General features: G+C 63.3%; 15 protein-coding genes. 8 read left to right on the top strand and 7 right to left on the bottom strand.

Features of this window, described 5'->3' with window-relative positions; translation table 11 throughout:
• The first annotated feature begins 197 nt into the window (after positions 1–197).
• Entirely contained in the window at positions 198–1,790 is a 1,593-nt protein-coding gene (locus NKJ67_RS01020) for a peptide chain release factor 3 (protein WP_352580157.1), read from the top strand.
• A 76-nt stretch (positions 1,791–1,866) separates the two neighbouring features.
• On the opposite strand, the gene NKJ67_RS01015 is transcribed toward NKJ67_RS01020, so the two are convergent.
• Positions 1,867–2,337, bottom strand: a complete 471-nt coding sequence (locus NKJ67_RS01015; protein ID WP_128310004.1) for a VOC family protein — start codon at positions 2,335–2,337, stop codon at positions 1,867–1,869.
• 250 nt (positions 2,338–2,587) lie between these two features.
• Between NKJ67_RS01015 and ilvD the strand changes: the two genes are divergently transcribed.
• Positions 2,588–4,432, top strand: coding sequence for a dihydroxy-acid dehydratase (gene ilvD, locus NKJ67_RS01010; RefSeq protein WP_352580156.1), 1,845 nt, complete (start codon positions 2,588–2,590; stop codon positions 4,430–4,432).
• Between the two features lie 159 nt (positions 4,433–4,591).
• On the opposite strand, the gene NKJ67_RS01005 is transcribed toward ilvD, so the two are convergent.
• Positions 4,592–6,346, bottom strand: coding sequence for an ABC transporter ATP-binding protein (locus NKJ67_RS01005; RefSeq protein WP_352580155.1), 1,755 nt, complete (start codon positions 6,344–6,346; stop codon positions 4,592–4,594).
• 169 nt (positions 6,347–6,515) lie between these two features.
• On the opposite strand from NKJ67_RS01005, the gene NKJ67_RS01000 reads away from it, so the two are divergent.
• The gene (locus tag NKJ67_RS01000) at positions 6,516–7,796 is read left to right on the top strand and encodes an amidohydrolase family protein (RefSeq protein WP_352580154.1); all 1,281 of its coding nucleotides are present in this window, start codon (positions 6,516–6,518) and stop codon (positions 7,794–7,796) included.
• Between the two features lie 106 nt (positions 7,797–7,902).
• The gene (locus NKJ67_RS00995; protein ID WP_352580153.1) at positions 7,903–8,826 is read left to right on the top strand and encodes a DMT family transporter; all 924 of its coding nucleotides are present in this window, start codon (positions 7,903–7,905) and stop codon (positions 8,824–8,826) included.
• A gap of 7 nt (positions 8,827–8,833) precedes the next feature.
• Here NKJ67_RS00995 and NKJ67_RS00990 read toward each other — a convergent pair whose 3' ends face one another.
• On the bottom strand, positions 8,834–9,736 hold the full coding sequence (locus tag NKJ67_RS00990; RefSeq protein ID WP_352580152.1) for a phosphotransferase: 903 nt from the start codon (positions 9,734–9,736) through the stop codon (positions 8,834–8,836).
• A gap of 101 nt (positions 9,737–9,837) precedes the next feature.
• On the opposite strand from NKJ67_RS00990, the gene NKJ67_RS00985 reads away from it, so the two are divergent.
• The gene (locus NKJ67_RS00985; protein WP_352580151.1) at positions 9,838–10,470 is read left to right on the top strand and encodes a class I SAM-dependent DNA methyltransferase; all 633 of its coding nucleotides are present in this window, start codon (positions 9,838–9,840) and stop codon (positions 10,468–10,470) included.
• A gap of 1 nt (position 10,471) precedes the next feature.
• Here NKJ67_RS00985 and NKJ67_RS00980 read toward each other — a convergent pair whose 3' ends face one another.
• Together NKJ67_RS00980 and NKJ67_RS00975 are read right to left on the bottom strand one after the other, a co-directional pair.
• Positions 10,472–12,925: a GcvT family protein gene (locus tag NKJ67_RS00980; RefSeq protein ID WP_352580150.1), complete on the bottom strand. Its 2,454-nt coding sequence runs from the start codon at positions 12,923–12,925 to the stop codon at positions 10,472–10,474.
• The gene (locus NKJ67_RS00975) at positions 12,922–13,809 is read right to left on the bottom strand and encodes a phosphotransferase (protein ID WP_352580149.1); all 888 of its coding nucleotides are present in this window, start codon (positions 13,807–13,809) and stop codon (positions 12,922–12,924) included. Before NKJ67_RS00975 ends, NKJ67_RS00980 begins: the two co-directional genes overlap by 4 nt.
• A 402-nt stretch (positions 13,810–14,211) precedes the next feature.
• Between NKJ67_RS00975 and NKJ67_RS00970 the strand changes: the two genes are divergently transcribed.
• Positions 14,212–14,988 (top strand): DeoR/GlpR family DNA-binding transcription regulator, encoded by a 777-nt coding sequence (locus NKJ67_RS00970; protein WP_127290028.1) that lies wholly within the window; start codon positions 14,212–14,214, stop codon positions 14,986–14,988.
• Here NKJ67_RS00970 and NKJ67_RS00965 read toward each other — a convergent pair.
• Both NKJ67_RS00965 and NKJ67_RS00960 read right to left on the bottom strand, forming a co-directional pair.
• Complete coding sequence (locus NKJ67_RS00965) at positions 14,985–15,884, bottom strand: NAD(P)/FAD-dependent oxidoreductase (protein WP_352580148.1); 900 nt, start codon at positions 15,882–15,884, stop codon at positions 14,985–14,987. The two genes, NKJ67_RS00970 and NKJ67_RS00965, sit on opposite strands and share 4 nt — an antisense overlap.
• Positions 15,874–16,323 carry an RrF2 family transcriptional regulator gene (locus NKJ67_RS00960; protein ID WP_352580147.1) on the bottom strand — a complete coding sequence of 150 codons (450 nt, stop codon included), beginning with the start codon at positions 16,321–16,323 and terminating at the stop codon, positions 15,874–15,876. Before NKJ67_RS00960 ends, NKJ67_RS00965 begins: the two co-directional genes overlap by 11 nt.
• A gap of 88 nt (positions 16,324–16,411) precedes the next feature.
• Between NKJ67_RS00960 and NKJ67_RS00955 the strand changes: the two genes are divergently transcribed.
• The gene (locus NKJ67_RS00955; RefSeq protein WP_352580146.1) at positions 16,412–17,323 is read left to right on the top strand and encodes a LysR family transcriptional regulator; all 912 of its coding nucleotides are present in this window, start codon (positions 16,412–16,414) and stop codon (positions 17,321–17,323) included.
• Between the two features lie 219 nt (positions 17,324–17,542).
• Positions 17,543–18,697, top strand: a complete 1,155-nt coding sequence (locus tag NKJ67_RS00950; RefSeq protein WP_352580145.1) for an ABC transporter substrate-binding protein — start codon at positions 17,543–17,545, stop codon at positions 18,695–18,697.
• Positions 18,698–18,727 lie beyond the last annotated feature (30 nt).

Here is an 18,727-nt window from a genome sequence, read left to right as displayed (position 1 = left end):
CAGTGCCATCCCGGCAGCCGCTTGCCAACATCGCGCAGCGTAAAATATGCGGCAATGCACTGGCCGGAGCCACAGCACGACTGAGCTGTATGCTCTGACGGTGAGGCGGCGATCAGCAGCGCCCGAGCCGCCGGACCGGTCGACAGGCCGGCACTGCGCTGCTAGAAGCCCGGCCTGTCACACGGAAATCCCAGAGAATGCCCGAAGCAATAGAAGAAGAAGTGGCGCGCCGCCGCACCTTCGCGATCATCGCGCACCCGGACGCCGGCAAGACGACGCTCACCGAAAAGCTGCTGCTGTTCGGCGGCGCCATCCAGCTCGCCGGCGAGGTCAAGGCCAAGAAGGACAAGATCCAGACGCGGTCCGACTGGATGAAGATCGAGCGCGAGCGCGGCATCTCGGTCGTCACCTCGGTGATGACCTTCGAGTATGAGGACAATGTCTTCAACCTGCTCGACACGCCCGGCCACGAGGATTTCGCCGACGACACCTACCGCACGCTGTCGGCGGTCGACTCGGCGGTCATGGTCATCGATGCCGCCAAGGGCATCGAGCCGCGCACACTGAAACTGTTCGAAGTCTGCCGGCTGCGCGACATTCCGATCATCACCTTCATCAACAAGATGGACCGCGAAAGCCGCGATCCGTTCGAGATTTTGGACGAGATCGAACAGAAGCTGGCGCTGGATACTGCCCCCGTCACCTGGCCGATCGGCCGCGGCAAGAATTTTGCCGGCACCTATCATCTGGCGCTGAATGCCGTGCGCAGGGGCGACGCGGAGAAAGAACGCACGCCGGTCAACGGTCCCGCTTCCAACCGCGTCGCCGGCCTGCTGCCGGAAAACGAGCGCGAAGCCTTCATCGAGGAACTGGAGCTCGCGCGAGAAGCGTGCAGACCCCTTGATATAGAAGCCTTCCGCGAGGGCCATCTGACGCCGGTCTATTTCGGTTCGGCGCTGCGCAATTATGGCGTGCGCGACCTGATCGAGGCACTCGGCGCTTTTGGACCGCCGCCGCGCGCGCAGGAGGCGGACACCCGCAAGGTCGAGGCGACCGAAGAGAGGATGACGTCCTTCGTCTTCAAGATCCAGGCCAACATGGATCCCAATCACCGCGACCGCATCGCCTTCGTCCGTGTCTGTTCGGGCAAGCTCGAGCGCGGCATGAAGGCCAAGCTGGTGCGCACGGGAAAACCGATGTCGTTGTCGGCGCCGCAGTTCTTCTTTGCCCGGACCCGCGTCACCGCTGACGAGGCTTTTGCCGGTGATGTCGTCGGCATCCCCAACCATGGCACGCTGCGCATCGGCGACACGCTGACCGAAGGCGAGGAGATACTGTTCCGCGGCGTTCCGAATTTCGCCCCGGAAATCCTGCGTCGTGTGCGCCTCGGCGACGCGATGAAGGCGAAAAAACTCAAGGAAGCGCTGCACCAGATGGCAGAGGAGGGCGTCGTGCAGCTGTTTTCGCCGGAGGATGGCTCGCCGGCCATCGTCGGCGTCGTCGGCGCGCTGCAGCTCGACGTGCTGAAGGAACGGCTGAACTTCGAATACACGCTGCCGGTCGAATTCGAGATGTCGCGGTTTTCAGTGTGCCGCTGGATATCGGCCGACGACAAAGCCGAGACGCTTCGCTTCATCGAGGCGCATCGCGGTGACATCGCCCGCGACCTCGACAATGATCCGGTGTTCCTCGCCCAGCACGCTTTCTCGCTGAACTACGAAGCGGAACGCTGGAAGGCGATCAAGTTTGCCACGATCAAGGACTATCAGGTCCGCGACAAGGCGGCGTAGGCGCCAGTTTTCCCTTCTCCCCGTTCACGGGGAGAAGGTGCCCGAAGGGCGGATGAGGGGCAGCGCCGACCCTCGACTATCCTCTCGCCGCTTCCTCGATCCTGGCGATGTCGATCTTGCTCATCTGCATCATCGCCGACATCACGCGGCCGGCCTTGGCCCGGTCCGGATCCAGCAGCAGGCGCGGCAGCTGCTCCGGCACAACCTGCCAGGAGACGCCGAATTTATCCTTCAGCCAGCTGCATTGCGACGGTTGGCCGCCACCTTCGATGAGCTTGTCCCAGAAGTAATCCACCTCTTCCTGCGTCTTGCAGTCGATCGACTGCGACATCGCCTCGGTGTGCTTGAACTGCGGTCCACCATTGAGCGCCTGGAATTGCACCCCGTCGAGTTCGAACGTGGTCACCAGCACCTTGCCTTCATTGGCGTGGCCTTCGGGCCAGCGCATTACGCTCAGCACCTTCGAATTCTTGAAGATGGAGACGTAGAAATTCATGGCCTCTTCGGCCTGGCCGTCGAACCACAGGCAGGTGGTGATCTTTTGCATGTCGTGCTCCTCGGGTTGTTTTGGTTGCGTTACGGCGAAACGGCTGACTCCGAACGCGGTGCCATTTCCATGTCGTCTGCCCAAGGACGGGCATGCAGTGCGCCATCCGACAGTGCCACGCATTTTTTTGAGAGAATCTGGCGCATCGCAAAATTGTGGCCAGACCGGGCTTGCGCGTCTATAACGCCTGCGGTCCGAATTCAGCTCCGCCGCGCCATGCCTGGCTGCGGCCAGCCACCAAGGAAAAAACATGCCTGCCTATCGCTCCCGCACCACCACCCATGGCCGCAACATGGCCGGCGCTCGCGGCCTCTGGCGCGCCACCGGCATGAAGGACAGCGATTTCGGCAAGCCGATCATCGCGGTGGTCAACTCCTTCACCCAGTTCGTGCCGGGCCATGTCCATCTGAAGGATCTCGGCCAGTTGGTCGCGCGCGAGATCGAGAAGGCCGGCGGCGTCGCCAAGGAATTCAACACCATCGCCGTCGACGACGGCATCGCCATGGGCCATGACGGCATGCTCTATTCGCTACCGTCGCGCGAGCTGATCGCCGATTCCGTCGAATACATGGTCAACGCTCACTGTGCCGACGCCATGGTCTGCATCTCCAATTGCGACAAGATCACGCCCGGCATGCTGATGGCATCGTTGCGCCTCAACATCCCTACCGTCTTCGTTTCCGGCGGTCCGATGGAAGCCGGCAAGGTGGTGCTCGCCGGCAAGACGCAGGCTCTCGACCTGGTCGATGCCATGGTGGCGGCGGCCGACGACAGAATTTCCGACGAGGACGTCAAGGTCATCGAGCGCTCGGCCTGCCCGACCTGCGGCTCCTGCTCGGGCATGTTCACCGCCAATTCGATGAATTGCCTGACCGAGGCGCTGGGCCTTTCATTGCCCGGCAACGGCTCGACGCTGGCCACGCATGCCGACCGCAAGCGGCTGTTCGTCGAGGCCGGCCACCTGATCGTCGATCTCGCCCAGCGCTATTACGAGCAGGACGACGAAACCGCGCTGCCGCGCAACATCGCCTCCAAAGGTGCGTTCGAGAACGCCATGACGCTCGACATCGCCATGGGTGGCTCGACCAACACCGTGCTGCACATTCTCGCCGCCGCGCATGAGGGCGAAATCGATTTCGATCAGGACGACATCGACGCGCTGTCGCGCAAGGTGCCGGTGCTGTGCAAGGTTGCTCCGGCCAAGTCCGACGTGCACATGGAAGACGTGCACCGCGCCGGCGGCATCATGGCCATCCTCGGCCAGCTCGACAATGCCGGCCTGCTCAACCGCGACCTGCCGACGGTGCACACGCGAACGCTGGGCGAAGCGCTCGACCATTGGGATATTTCTCGCACGACCAGCCAGAGTGTGCGCGATTTCTTCCTCGCCGCCCCTGGTGGCGTGCCGACACAGGACGCTTTCAGCCAGGACCGCCGCTGGGACGAACTCGATCTCGACCGCGAGAAAGGCGTCATCCGCTCGACCGAACATCCCTTTTCCAAGGATGGCGGCCTCGCCGTGCTGAAAGGCAATCTGGCGCTCGACGGCTGCATCGTGAAGACGGCCGGCGTCGATGAATCGATCCTGAAGTTCACCGGCCCGGCCCGCGTGTTCGAAAGCCAGGATTCCAGCGTCAAGGCGATCCTGTCGAACGAGATCAAGGCCGGCGATGTGGTCGTCATCCGCTATGAAGGGCCGCGCGGCGGCCCAGGCATGCAGGAAATGCTTTATCCAACCAGCTATCTGAAGTCGAAAGGGCTCGGCAAGGCCTGCGCTCTGGTCACCGACGGCCGCTTCTCCGGCGGCACCTCGGGCCTGTCGATCGGCCATGCGTCGCCGGAAGCCGCCGAAGGCGGGCTAATCGGGCTGGTGCAGGAGGGCGATACGATCGAGATCGACATCCCGAACCGCAGCATCCGCCTTGCTGTCGATGACGCGGAGCTCGCTGCGCGCCGGGCGGCGATGGAGGCCAGGGGCGCCCTGGCCTGGAAGCCAGAGGAAAAGCGCAAGCGCAAGGTGACGACCGCCTTGCGCGCCTATGCCGCCATGGCGACCAGCGCGGCCAAGGGCGCGGTCAGGTTTGTGCCGGAATAAGGTTCGCGCCCAGGCCCCCTCATCCGGCCGCTACGCGGCCACCTTCTCCCCGCTGGGGAGAAGAGGCTGGCGCCGGCGCTGACGATCTCTTCTCCCCTCGGGGAGAAGGTGGCCCGAAGGGCCGGATGAGGGGGCCTGGCTCCAACATCCGGAACACCATCACGGCATCAACTGATACTCATACAGCTTCTGGTAGAGCCCGCCTTGCTTGAGCAAGGTCTTGTGCGGGCCGCTTTCCACCACCTTGCCGGCTTCGAGCACCACGATCGTGTCAGCCTGGTGCACGGTCGACAGACGGTGCGCGATAACGATCGTCGTGCGGCCTTCCGTCAATTGCTGCAGCGCGTCGCGGAACAGTGCTTCCGATTCGGCGTCGAGCGCGCTGGTCGCTTCGTCCAGCAGAAGGATCTCGGCATTGCGCAGCATGGCGCGTGCGATCGAGATCCGTTGGCGTTGGCCGCCCGATAGCAGGCCGCCATTCTCGCCGACATCCGTCTCGTAGCCTTTCGCCTGCGCGCTGATGAAGTCATGGGCGTTGGCCGCCTTGGCGGCGGCGATCACCTCTTCGTCGGTCGCACCCTCGCGCCCAAGCCGGATGTTGTGCATGATGGTGCCGGCAAACAGGAACGTGTCCTGGCTGACATAGGCGATCTTTTCCCGCAGCGATGCGAGCGTCGCATGGGAAATATCCTGACCATCGAACAGCACCTTGCCGCTCTTCGGGTCGTACATGCGCATGATCAGGTTTAGAATCGTCGACTTGCCGCCGCCGGAAGGCCCGACCAGCGCCGTCATCTTGCCGGGCGCAAGCGTCAGATCGAACCTGTCCAGCACCGGCGGCCCGTTCTGATAAGCGAAGTCGACGGCGTCGAACCGGATCTCGCCCGGTCCGGCCAGAAGCGGCTTCGCGTCGGGCTTCTCCACCAGAGTCAGCGGCTGGTCGGCGAGCTCGAACATCATGCGCACGCCGACAATACCGCTTTCCAGCGATATGCGCACGCGCGCAAGGCGCTTTGCCGGCTCATAGGCAAACAGGAGCGCCCCGATGAAGGCCATGATGTTTCCCGGCATCTGGCCGCCCTGCAAGACCAGGAAGCCGCTGACGAAGATGGCCCCGGCAATTGCTAGCCCGGCTAGCGTCTCCATCACCGGGCTTGTCGCAGCCTCCAGCGTCGCGATGTTGTTGGCCCGGTTCTCGACGTCCGACACAGCCTTGTACATGCGGTTGCGCATTGCGCCTTCGAGGTTGAAGGATTTGACGACGCGCACACCGATTGCCGTTTCCTGCATCACCTGCACGATCTGGCCGACCGAGCGAAACTCCATCGCGGCGAACTTGCGAACACGTTTGAGGATGCGGTTGACCCCGTAGATAGCCAAAGGGCCGACGACGAAGCAGATTATGGACAAGGCTGGCTGCTGCCAGACCATGACTCCTACCAGGACAGCCAGCGACAACAGGTCGCGCACATAGGACGTGACAACGAGGTCGAGCACGTTGCGCGCTGCCTGCGCATTGTTGGTCATGCGTGTGATCAGGTCGGACGACGAGGTCGAATGGTAGAATTCGATGCCTTGCGCCAGGATTCGGTCGTAGATCTTGCGCTGGCGATCGGCGATGATGGCGTTGCCGACCCGGCTCATGAAATAAGCCTGGATGAAGTTGGCGAGACCCTTGAGAATGAAGATCGTGGCGACCCCCGCCGCAATCAGATTGACGCGGTCAATCCGCTTGAAGACCACGAATTCGTCGGTGATCTCTTTGAGAATCCAGGCGCTGGCGCCGGTCGTGGCGGCCACCACAAGCATCGACAAGATCGCGGCGCCGTAGCCAAACCTGTGCTGATAAAAGGATTCCCGGATCAGCCTCGCAACGAGGCGCTGGTTTTCCGTCGAGCGGAAGAAACGAAACAAACGGCGGATCCTTGAAACCGGGACAACGAAGGCGGCTTATAGAGGGAGTTGCGGCCGGATGGAACCATCCGCGGCCGCCGCGGACAAACCGCTGTTGCAAGCGGCATCGACGGGATGCGATTTTCAGCCTCGGCTATATCAGATGATTCTTTTGACGGGATGACGACAGATGGATTTCGACCTTATCGTTCGCGGCGGCACGCTGCCTGATGGCAGGGTTGCCGACATAGGCATCAGCGGTGAGACGATCGCGGCGATCGAGCCCGTTATGCAGGGTTCCGCGCGAACCGAGGTCGACGCCCGTGGCAATCTGGTCTCGCCGCCCTTCGTCGATCCGCATTTCCACATGGACGCGACGCTCTCATACGGCATTCCGCGCATCAACGCGTCGGGTACGCTGCTCGAAGGCATTTCGCTATGGGGCGAGTTGAAGCCGCTTTTGACGCATGAGGCGGTGCGTGATCGCGCATTGGCCTATTGCGACTGGGCGGTGTCGATGGGCCTGCTCGCCATCCGCACCCATGTCGATGTCTGCGATGACAGGCTGCTGGCGGTCGAGGCGCTGCTCGAGGTCAAGAAGACGGTCGCCCCCTATATCGACCTGCAACTGGTCTCCTTCCCGCAGGACGGGTTTTATCGCGCTCCATCGGCGCGTGAAAACACCATTCGCGCGCTCGACATGGGCGTCGACATTGTCGGCGGCATCCCGCATTTCGAGCGCACCATGGCCGACGGCACGCGTTCGGTAACGGAGCTGTGCGAGATCGCGGCCAAACGCGGCCTGATGGTCGACCTGCATTGCGACGAGACCGACGACCCGCTGTCGCGTCACATCGAACAGCTTGCCTATGAGACGCAGCGCCTTGGTCTGCAAAACAAGGTGGCCGGCTCGCATCTCACATCGATGCATTCGATGGACAATTACTACGTCTCGAAGCTGCTGCCGCTGATCGCCGAGGCCGGCGTCTCGGTCATTCCCAATCCGCTGATCAACATCATGCTGCAGGGCCGCCACGACACCTTTCCGAAGCGCCGCGGCCTGACTCGGGTCAAGGAAATGCTGGCGCTCGGCATTCGCGTCGGCTGGGGTCAGGATTGCGTGCTCGATCCCTGGTATTCGCTTGGTACCGCCGACATGCTCGATGTCGCCTTCATGGGTCTGCACGTTGCTCAGATGTCGAGCCCGGCCGAGATGGCGCGCTGCTTCGACATGGTCACCAACGTCAATGCCGCGATCATGGGCCTCGATCATCTCGGCCTGGCGGTCGGCAAGCGCGCCAGCCTGGTCGTCCTCGATGCCGGCAATCCGGTCGAAGCCCTGCGGCTGCGCGCCGAGCGCCTGTGCGTCATCGCCAGGGGCAAGGTGGTGGCGGAGCGGACGAAGCAGGAAACCAGGCTGTCCGTCGACGGAAGGCCGGGAATGGTGAACCGGCGGCACATATCCAGCTAGATACAGCCGATTCCCGGCGCTGGTCTTACCCATCGCCCGAATTCTCCTCGTCAAGGCAGCCGCTTCCGTCTACGACCCGGCTTACCAGGGAGGAATCGGGATCGGCATGACGCAGCCCGTGGCGCAGAATTCAACGATCAGGAATGTGCTTTTGGCCGGTATTCTGCTGATGCTGGCCGGCGACTTCCTGTTTGCGCTGAACGACGCCATGGGCAAGTGGCTGGTCGCCAGCTTCTCCGTCGGCCAGGTGGTGCTGATCCGCTCCATTGGCGCCTTCTTCGTGCTCGGCCCGATGATCGCCAACCAGGGCCCGGCCAAGCTGTTTCGCATGGAACGCCTGGAGCTGCAGCTGCTGCGGGTGGTGATGACGACACTCGACACCGCGCTCTTCTACGCCGCGGTGATCCATCTGCCGCTTGCCGATGTGATGAGCTTCTACATGGCCGGGCCGATCTATGTCGCGGCACTCTCGCACCTCCTGCTTGGCGAAAAGGTCGGCTGGCGCCGCTGGATGGCGATCCTGCTCGGCTTCTGCGGTGTGCTGATCATGCTGAAACCGTCCTCGGCGGCGTTCTCTCTGTCATCGGGCTTTGCGCTGGTAGGCAGTATCTCCTTCGCCTTCGCCATCATCCTCAACCGCCGCCTGCGCGGCACCAGCGACACCAATCTGGTGACATGGCAGACCATCGGCACGCTGCTGGTCGGCGGCGTGCTGAGCATCGGCGCCTGGCAGACGCCGTCGGCGCTCGATCTCGGCGCCATGCTGCTGCTCGGCATCGTCTCCTGCGGCGCGCATCTGATGATCACCAGGGCGCTCAAGCTGGCGCCGGCCTCGACGCTGGCGCCGCTGCACTACACGCTGCTGCTGTGGGCGGTGGTGTTCGGGCTGGTATTCTTCGGCGACGTTCCCGGTCCGCGCATCCTGATCGGCTCGGGCATCGTCGTTCTCGCCGGCCTGTTCATCTTCCATCGCCAGAAAGTGGTCGAGACGACGGTGCCGCCCGAAAACGTTCCGAAGGGCGTGAATTAGTCCAGGCTCACCCCCGGCGGATCGCCGCCAGATGCCGTGAAAACTCGGACGTCTCCATCAGTGCCTTGCAGCGCGCGAACCGCCCGTCGGCATAGGCACGGAAATCATCGACCGGATTGTTGTTGGCGAGCTGGATCAGCCCCCACAGCGTCCACAACAGGTCGCACATCGCCTTGTAGATGACGATGCGGCCGCGCTCCGCCGGCTTGGCCTCGCCGCCGAAATAGGCGCGCATCATCTCCTCATCCTGCCCCGTGTCGAATTTGCCTTCCACGCTGAGGTCGCCAAGGTCCCAGAGTGGGTCATTCATGCCCGAATACTCCCAGTCGACGATCCACATCCGCTCGCCGGTATCGAGAAAGTTCTCGCACAGCGGATCGCAGTGGCAGGCAACGAGCGGCAGCGGATAGGCGGCCAGCGCCGAGCGCACGCTCTCGGCGTCGCGCACCACGTCATGATAACCGGCGGGCAGGGCGACCTCCTTGGTGGACAGCACCTTGAGGTAATCGTCGATCATCGCGAACAATTCGAAGCGGAAGGGAAACACCGCGCCTGAATCGTGCAGCTTGCGAAAGGCCTCGCCGGCGCGGGCCGGACTGCCCGGACGTGTCCGGAATTTCTCCGGCGACATCGTTTCGGCGCCGGCGATGTAGCGTGTCACCATCACCCCGGTGCCGGGGTCGCCATGCAGCACCTCGGGACTGACCCCTGCCTTTGCCGCTTCGCGTGCAGCCACTGCTTCGTTGGCCCGGTTGATGTATTCCTCGGTGCCCTTGCCGGGAATGCGCAGGCAGAAGTCGCCGGCCTTGAAGACGAGGTTGGTGAGGCCGCCCAGCCGTTCCAGCGGCCCGCTGTAGCCGGCCAGCATGGGAATGGCGTCCAGTGCCGCACGCGCCTCGTCAGTCACCATGCCTGCGCCCCCACGCCGTTATTTGTCGCAGCGACGGTTCCACAATTTTCGCGCTTTGGCTATCATCACTGCGAGATCAAAAATTGGCGGACTGGATAAAAGTGGCGGACAGCAAACATCAGGGCGCGCTCGGCGCGGCCTACGCGGCAAAGCGGCCCGAAGAGGTGGCCGCACTCTATGATCGCTGGTCGGAAACCTATGACGCCGACATGTCGGCCGCCGGCTATCGCCATCCGACGATCTGCCTTGCCTTGCTGGCCCGCCATCTGCCGCGCGGTTCAGCACCGCTGCTCGATGCCGGGGCCGGCACCGGGCTCATCGGCGAATGGCTTGATATTGCTGGTTACCCGCAAGTCGAGGCACTCGATATTTCACAAGGCATGCTGGATCAGGCGGCCCGCAAGGGCGTCTATTCCGCGCTCCATTGCCTGGCGCTCGGCGGTCATCTGCCCTTTGCCGATGATGCCTATGCCGGGATCATCTCGGCCGGCGTCTTCACCTCGGGCCATGTCGGCGTCGAGGGGCTGGACGAGCTAATCCGCATCTGCCGCCCGGGCGGCCTGATCGTGCTGACGGTCAAGAACACGCTGTGGGATGCCGGCTTTGCCACGCGTGTCGGCGAGATCGAGGCGCAAGGCCTCGTCACCCGCGTCGAGGAAACGCGCCCTTACGTCTCCATGCCGGGCGAAGCCGACACCGTGCCCAGCCGCGGTCTCGCACTGCGCGTGACCTGACCTACGCTTTGACCCTGGCGCCTGCCGGGTCGTACATCGGCTCGAGATGGATCTTGGCCGGTGTCCTCTCCATCGCAACCACCAGTTCATAGTCGCCCGAGACCAGAAAATCGTCGCTCACCCCGTCGGCGTTGCGCACATAGCCGTAGCCGATGGTCTTGCCCAGCGTGTAGCCATAACCACCGCTGCTGAGATAACCGACCGGATCGCCATTGCGCAGTATGGTTTCGCGACCGAGCAGCACGATCTCGGGGTCGTCGACCGTGAAGCCGGCAAAGCGTTTCTTCAGTGCCGCGCCGCTGGTCTTCTCCAGCGCGCGCCGTCCAACGAAATCGGTGTTCTTGCGCAGCTTGACCGCCCAACCGAGCCCGGCTTCCTGCGGCGTGTCGTTGGGGGTGATGTCGGAGCCCCAGGCGCGATAGCCTTTTTCCAGCCTTAGCGATTCCAGCGCCCGATAGCCGACCGGGCGGATGTCATGCTTCTCGCCTGCCGCCAGCAGCGCGTCGAAGACTTCGCCGGTGGCCGCGATCGGCACATGCAGTTCCCAGCCGAGTTCGCCGACATAGGTGACGCGCAGCGCCCGAACCGTGTGGCCGGCGATGGCAATCTCATGCACATGGCCGAACGGGAAGCCGGCATTCGACACGTCGGCTCCGGTCGCCGCCGAGAGCACGTCGCGCGCCCGAGGACCCATCAGCGACAGCGTGCCGAAATCCTCGGTGACGTCGACAAGCCTGGCGTCGAGCCCTTCGCCGATATGATCGCTGATCCATGAGAAATCATGCGTGCGGAAACCTGTGCCGGTGACGATGTAGAATTTCTCCTCGGCCAGCCTCGCCACAGTGAGATCAGCCTCGATACCGCCGCGCGTGTTGAGAAGCTGCGTGTAGGTCAGCCGGCCGACCGGTTTGCTGACGTCGTTGGCGCAGATCCAGTCCAGCGCCTTCAGCGCATCGGGCCCGCTCAACTCGTATTTGGCGAAGGAGGATTGATCGAATATGCCAACCTTTTCGCGCACATGACGGTGTTCGTCGCCGACCGCCGCGAACCAGTTCTGCCGGCCCATCGAATAGATGTCCTGCGGCTCGACGCCTTCGGGCGCGAACCAGTTCGGTCGCTCCCAGCCGAGCTTCGAGCCGAACACAGCATTTTGCTGTTTCAGCCTGTCGTAGAGCGGCGAGAGGATACGGGGCCTCCCGCTGGCATACTCCTCATGCGGGAAGCCGATTGTATAGTGCTTGCCATAGGCCTCCAGCGTGCGGTCGCGGACCCACTGACGGTCGCGGTGCAGGTTGGAAAAGCGCCTGATGTCGACCACCCAAAGGTCGAGCGGCGCTTCGCCGTCGACCACCCATTGGGCCAGCACCCAGCCGGCGCCGCCGCCCGAGGCAATGCCGAAGGCGTTGAAGCCGGCGCCGACGAACATGTTGGCACATTCGGGCGCTGTGCCGAGAATGAAATTGCCGTCCGGCGTAAAACTCTCCGGCCCGTTGATCATCTGCTTGACGCCGACGGTTTCCAGCGCCGGCACGCGCGCGATCGCTTGGCTCATGTGCTGCTCGAAATGGTCGTAGTCGTCGTCGAACAGCCTGAACTCCCAATCATTGGGTACGTCGCCGCCGGGGAGACCAGTCGCCCAGGCCTGCGGGTTCGGCTCATAGCCGCCCATCACCAGCCCGCCGACTTCCTCCTTGAAATAGGTGCGTCGGTCAGGGTCGCGGATGGTCGGCGCGTCGGTCGCCAGACCGTCGATCTTCTCGGTGATGATGTACTGGTGCTTCACCGGCTGAAGCGGCACGTTGATGCCGGCCATGGCCCCCACTTGCCGCGCCCATTGGCCCGCACAGTTGACCACCTTGTCGCAGGCGATGTCGCCCTTGCTGGTCTTCACCGCCGTGATGCGGCCGTCCTTCATTTCGAAGCCGGTGACACGGACATCCTCGAACAGTTTGGCGCCATGCATGCGCGCGCCCTTGGCCAGCGACTGCGTGATGTCGGAGGGGCTCGCCTGGCCATCGGTCGGCAGCCAGGAGGCGCCGACGAGATCGCCGGTCTCCAGCAGCGGCCACATTCTTTTCACCTCGTCCGGCGACAGCAATTGCATGTCCATGCCGAAGCTTTTTGCTGTTGTCGCCAGCCTTTTGTACTCCGTCCAGCGGTCGGCATTGGTGGCGAGCCTGAGGCAGCCGGTCATCTTCCAGCCGGTGGCGAGACCGGTCTCGGCCTCCAGTCCCTTGTAGAGGTCGACGGAGTATTTCAGCACGCGGGTGATAGACGCCGACGAGCGCAATTGCCCGACAAGGCCGGCCGCATGCCAGGTCGAACCCGAGGTCAGCTTGCCCTGCTCCAGCAGCACCACGTCAGCCTTATGGTCGCGCGCCAGATGATAGGCCGTCGAACAGCCGATGATGCCGCCGCCGATGACGACGATGGCGGCCTGGCTCGGCAATGTCATGATTTCTGTATCCCGTATTTTGTCCGGTAGTTTTCAAGTGCCGCGTCGAGCCGGACGAGGTTTTCCTCGGTGTAGGCGACGTAGTCGATGCCTGGCGCGTCGAGATAGAGCTCGGAGACCATGCTCCACATCGCCTCGCGCAGCAGCGAGGCGCATTGCATGGCCGCGTGCGAACGGCGGATCGCATCGTCCGGCTCCTTCATGAAGTAGGCTGTCAGGAAGGCGAAGGATTCCTCGTCGCTCATGCCGGCGTTGGAGGCGGCGCCTGCGAGGTCGAACATCGCCGTGTTGAAACCGGCATATTCGAAGTCGATCAGCCACAGCCTGTTGCCGTCATCGAGAATGTTGGCCGGCAGCAGATCATTGTGGCCAAAGACGATCGGCAGCAGCTTCTGCGCGCGCTCCAGTTCATCGGCCAGTGTCAAAAGGCGCGGCAAGTCGCTGCGCTTGCGGCTCCCGCCCTCTTCAAGCGTGCGCGCATAGTCGCGGATGACATGGAACACCCAGAACATGAAGCCGGCGCCGGAAACGTGATTGGGCATCTCCCGGTGGAAGGCGCGCATCAGAGCCGCGACGCGGCCGAGATTGGCGCGCACGTCCTCGGCGAGATAGGTCTTGGCGCCGAGAAACTCTGTGACCAGGATGCCCGGCTCGGCGTGGCGGACGGCTGGCGCGAAACCGGCGGCATGCGCCGCCCGCGCCGTCATCACCTCGCGCTCGCGAAAGACATGGTGGAACGGATAGTCCTTGCCGAAGCGCACGACATGTCGTCCGGCCGCGTCCGTAACCACATAATTCGCGTTGCTCAGACCGCCGGGCAGCGGTGCGATCTCGATGCCACCGGTCCAGCAGGGCAGGGCGCGGATGCGATCTTCGGCGGTCACGGAATCATCCCTGGTTTGCTGGGCTTCGACAAGGCGCCGTGAACAGCGCAACGACGGCGGGGAGAAACGTAAATACTCTCGTCGGTGCGGGACGCCAGGATCGGTATCCCGCACCGCACCGACGAGCCCCTTGGCCAGGTTTTTGAGCCCGGCATCCGCCCCCGCGGATCTGAAAATTCCTTGTACAGGCACGTTCCAAACGGCCTGACCACTGAGTTGCGTCTCTGCCCCCAGTCGCAGATCTGAAGCCTGTCGATGTCTTTGATTTCACGCCCGGGTTGCCCCCTTGTCAATAAAAAGGTGTGACTTTTTTTGGGTATTTTGCCCGAAGCATAAGGTAGTTCCTTTAAAAGCACTTGAATTACCTTAGAATCGGTCAGGAGCATCAGTTCGGGAAACCAGATGGCCCAGTCCAAACGACACGGCGAGATCCTGCGTCTCCTGCAGGAAGAGGGCACCGTCACCATCGCCAGTCTGGCCGACCGGCTGGGCGTGTCGCTCGAGACAGTGCGCCGCGACGTCAAGCCACTGACTGGTGATGGCTCTGTCCTCAAGATGCATGGCGCCATCGGCCTGCCGTCGATGATCGGCGAAGCGCCGTTCGAGCGGCGTATGCGTGAGAACGCCGACGCCAAGCGCGTCATTGCCCGCATGGTCGCCGCCACCATACGCGACGGCGAATCGATCATGCTCGACACCGGCACGACGACCTCGTTCCTTGCGCGTGAACTGCTTGGCCACCGGCGCCTGACGGTCGTCACCAATTCCTCGGATATTGCCCGCACCCTGGCCACCATCAACGGCAACAAGGTCTATATGGCGGGCGGCGAGCTGCGCAGCGATTCCGGCGCTGCTTTCGGCGCCTCGGCAATCGATTTTGTCAGTCGTTTTTCGGTCAGCCACGCCATCATTTCCACCGGCGGCGTCGACGCGGTGATGGGCGTCATGGATTTTGATCTGGATGAGGCCGAGTTCGCCCGCATGGTGCTGTCGCGCGGCCAGCGGTCCCTGGTCATCACCGATCACTCGAAATTCGGCCGTCTTGGTCTGGTCCAGGTCTGCGGCTTCGACAGCTTTTCCGAACTCGCCACCGACCGCTCGCCGCCGCACGACCTGGCCGCCGCCCTTGCGCAGGCCGGCGCGCGGCTTAGCATCGCCGACGAGGAAGCCGGGTTTTAGCCAAACACCAGCGACTGGTGGGCGCAGACGCCAGCAAAGGTGCCAGCCGATACCGCAAAGGCGATGTTGTGCATCGAGCGTGCCGCGTCGCCGGCGGCGTAGACGCCGGGCACGGTCGTCTGCTGCCTGTCATCGACGGTGATTGTCGGACCGAGAAGACCTTCGGTGAAGCCGCAGCCGAGCTGTTCGGCCAGCGGGCTGGCCATGGTGTTGCGCGGCGCGGTGAACATCGCCCTGACGCCGGCCTTTCGGCTATCGTCGAGGTGGACGATCAACCCGCCGGAGCCGTCTTCCCGCAGCTCGGCAACGCTGGTGGGCTCAAACCGCACCTTTCGGCTCTCCAGCGCGCGCATCTGCTCTGTGTCAGGCTCGAACAGGCCGTTGCCGAACAGCGTGACATCGCCCCAATCGGCGATCAATTGCGCCTGATGCAGGGACATCGGGCCGGTTGCGAGCACGCCGAGCGGCCCGCCGGAAACCTCGTAGCCGTGGCAATAGGGGCAGTGCAGCACTTTTCTGCCCCAGAGCTCGGCAAGACCGGCAACCTCCGGCAGGATATCGCGCACCCCGGTGGCCAGCACCAGCCGTGTGGCGCCGAATGTCTCGCCGCCGTCGGTGGCGATTTCGAAATCGCTGCTGTCAGCAGCAACGGCCTTGTCCGCACGCCTGTCGACAACCCTGGCTGTCGGATAGGCCAGCAGCTGCCGCCTTGCGTCATCCAGGATTGCGCCGGGCGCGCGCCCGTCATGTCCGAGGAAGCCGTGCGAATGCTCGGCAAAGCGGTTGCGCGGCTGGCCGGCGTCGATCACCAGCACCTTGCGTCCTGCGCGCGCCACCTGGATGGCGGCGGACAGGCCGGCAAAGCTGCCGCCGACGACGGCAAGATCATACTGCATGGCTGGAGACTCCAATGAGGTCAAAACGGCGGCGGAAATCGGCGGTCAGGTCGGCCAGCGTGATGCGGCTCAGTTTCTCCGCCAGCAGCTTTTCGGCGGCGATGCGAAAATCGTCGAGCACGGCGATCACCGCCTGCTCGACGAGGCAGCCGGGGCTTTCCGGCTCGGTGCTGAACGGCAGCAGCGTCTCGCCAAGGGCGACGCTGATCTCGGCCAAGGATATTTTCTCGGGCGCCCGCCCGAGCAGCCAGCCGCCACCGTGCCCGCGCGACGAGATGACGATGCCGGCATCGCGCAAGCCTGCGATGGTGCGACGGACCACAACCGGATTGGTGTGGATGAAGGTGGCAAGCTGCTCGGAGGTCAGCGCCTGTTCGGGCTTCTCGGCCATGTGGACGAGAATGTGCAAGGTCGAGGACAGTCGGCTGTTGCGCTTCATGTAACTTAGTTAGTTACGATTGGCGAAGGCGTCAAGTGTTCGCCGGTTGCCACTTCCCAGCATCGCGTCCGCCGTGTTTAGTCCGGCCATGGCTTTCACCATCCGCCAGTTGCAGTTCTTCATCGCAGTCGCCGAGCAAGGCACGGTCTCGGGCGCCGCGCAGAACCTCTCCATCTCGCAATCGTCGGTGACCGAAGCGATCAAGGAACTCGAAAGCGATCTCGGTGTCGAATTGTTCGAACGCCATCCGCGTGGCCTCAACATCACCCACAAGGGCCACCAATTCCTGCGCCACGCGACGAAAATCCTCGCGGACGTTTCCGACGCGCGCCGCTCTTTCTCCGGCGAGCAGGCGGTGGCGGCCGGCCGGCTGCAGCTCGGCGTCACCTCGCTGGTCGCCGGCTATGTGCTGTCGGATCTGCTCGCCCGCTACCGCCGTGCCTATCCCGGCGTCGAGGTCTCTGCCATCGAGGACAATGGCGATTATCTCGAACACCTCCTGATCGGCGGCAAGCTCGACATTGCCGTCATGGTCACCTCCAATCTGCGCGACCGCACCGCGTTGCAGTCGGAAATCCTCGAAGTCTCGGCCTATCGGCTGTGGCTGCCGCTCGGTCATCCGCTCGTCGGCGCCGACATCATCGGCATTGGCGACATTGCCTCCGAAACGCTGATCATGCTGACCGTCGACGAGATCGAGGAGAATACCGGCAAGCTGCTGACGGCGATCGGCGCCAAGCCGCATGTCGCCTTCCGCACCCGTTCCGTGGAGGCCGTGCGCAGTCTGGTCGCCACCGGCGCCGGTGTGGCGCTGCTGCCCGACCTCGTCTACCGGCCCTGGTCGCTGGAAGGCGACCGCATCGAATCGCGCGACATTTCCGGCTCCTTGCCGGTGGTCCAGGTCGGCATGGTCTGGCGGCGCGGCTCCGGTCTGCCGCAGGCGGCGCGCGATTTCATCGGCCTTGCCCAGTCGCAACGGACGGTCCGCCAGCGTCCCTGAGAGATCGACTGCCCACCTATCGGAAAAACCGATATCGCCCTTCTGATAAATGAATTTGCGAAACCGGAGTTTTCAAAGCACTTTCGGTCCAGGGACCAAAGCCGCCATCAGAGCGGCATCAAGCCCAACGGACGAACTGACAGTTTTCAGTCCGCGCGTGACCCCTAGCGAAGACCGAAACCGGCTTTCAGGGTCAGGCGCCTAAATGGGAGATCGACAATGAATTCATTCCTGAAGTCATGCACTGCTCTGACGGTCGCGCTGACCTTCTCCGGTCAAGCCGTCGCCCAGGTCAAGGAACTTGGCAAGGGCGAGGGCCAGGTCAATATCGTTGCCTGGCCGGGCTACATCGAGCGCGGCGAAACCGACAAGGGCTATGACTGGGTGACCTCCTTCGAGAAGGAGACCGGCTGCAAGGTCAACGTCAAGACCGCCAACACCTCCGACGAGATGGTCTCGCTGATGAATGAGGGCGGTTTCGATCTCGTCACGGCTTCGGGCGATGCTTCGCTGCGCCTCGTTGCCGGCAAGCGCGTGCAGCCGATCAACACCGATCTCATCCCGAGCTGGAAAACGGTCGACGAGCGCCTCAAGGACGCGCCGTGGTTCACCGTTGGCGGCGCCCATTACGGCGTTCCCTACCAGTGGGGTCCGAACGTCCTGATGTACAACACCGACGTGTTCAAGGAAGCTCCCAAGAGCTGGAATGTCGTCTTCGAGGAAATGAAGCTGCCGGACGGCAAGTCCAACAAGGGCCGCGTCCAGGCCTATGACGGGCCGATCCACGTCGCGGACGCCGCCAACTATCTGATGTTCCACAAGTCGGAACTCGGCATCAAGGATCCCTACGAATTGAACGAGGACCAGTACAAGGCGGCACTCGACCTGCTGCGCGTTCAGCGCACGCTGGTCGGCCGCTACTGGCATGACGCCGCCATCCAGGTCGACGATTTCCAGAACGAGGGCGTCGTCGCTTCCGGCTCGTGGCCTTTCCAGGTCAACACGCTGGTCGCCGCCAAGAAGCCGATAGCGTCCACCATTCCGGAGGAGGGCGCGACCGGTTGGGCCGACACCACGATGATGGAAGCCGATTCGGCCAACCCCAACTGCGCCTATATGTGGATGGAACATTCGCTGTCGCCGAAGGTGCAGGGCGACGTCTCGGCCTGGTTCGGTTCGCTGCCCGTGGTGCCCGCCGCCTGCAAGGGCAATGAGCTTTTGACCGACGAGGGCTGCAAGACCAACGGCTACGAGAACTTCGACAAGATCAAGTTCTGGAAGACCCCGGTGTCGAAATGCGCCACCCAGAACGACCAATGCGTGCCGTACTACCGCTGGGTGTCGGACTATATCGGCGTCATCGGCGGAAGGTGATTCCGCGCTTCGCCTGAGAGTGCAGCGCCG

Source organism: Mesorhizobium sp. M0088 (assembly GCF_040322895.1).
Taxonomy (GTDB): domain Bacteria; phylum Pseudomonadota; class Alphaproteobacteria; order Rhizobiales; family Rhizobiaceae; genus Mesorhizobium.
The sequence above is the reverse complement of the archived record's forward strand: the minus strand, read 5'-3'. Positions and strand labels throughout refer to the sequence as shown.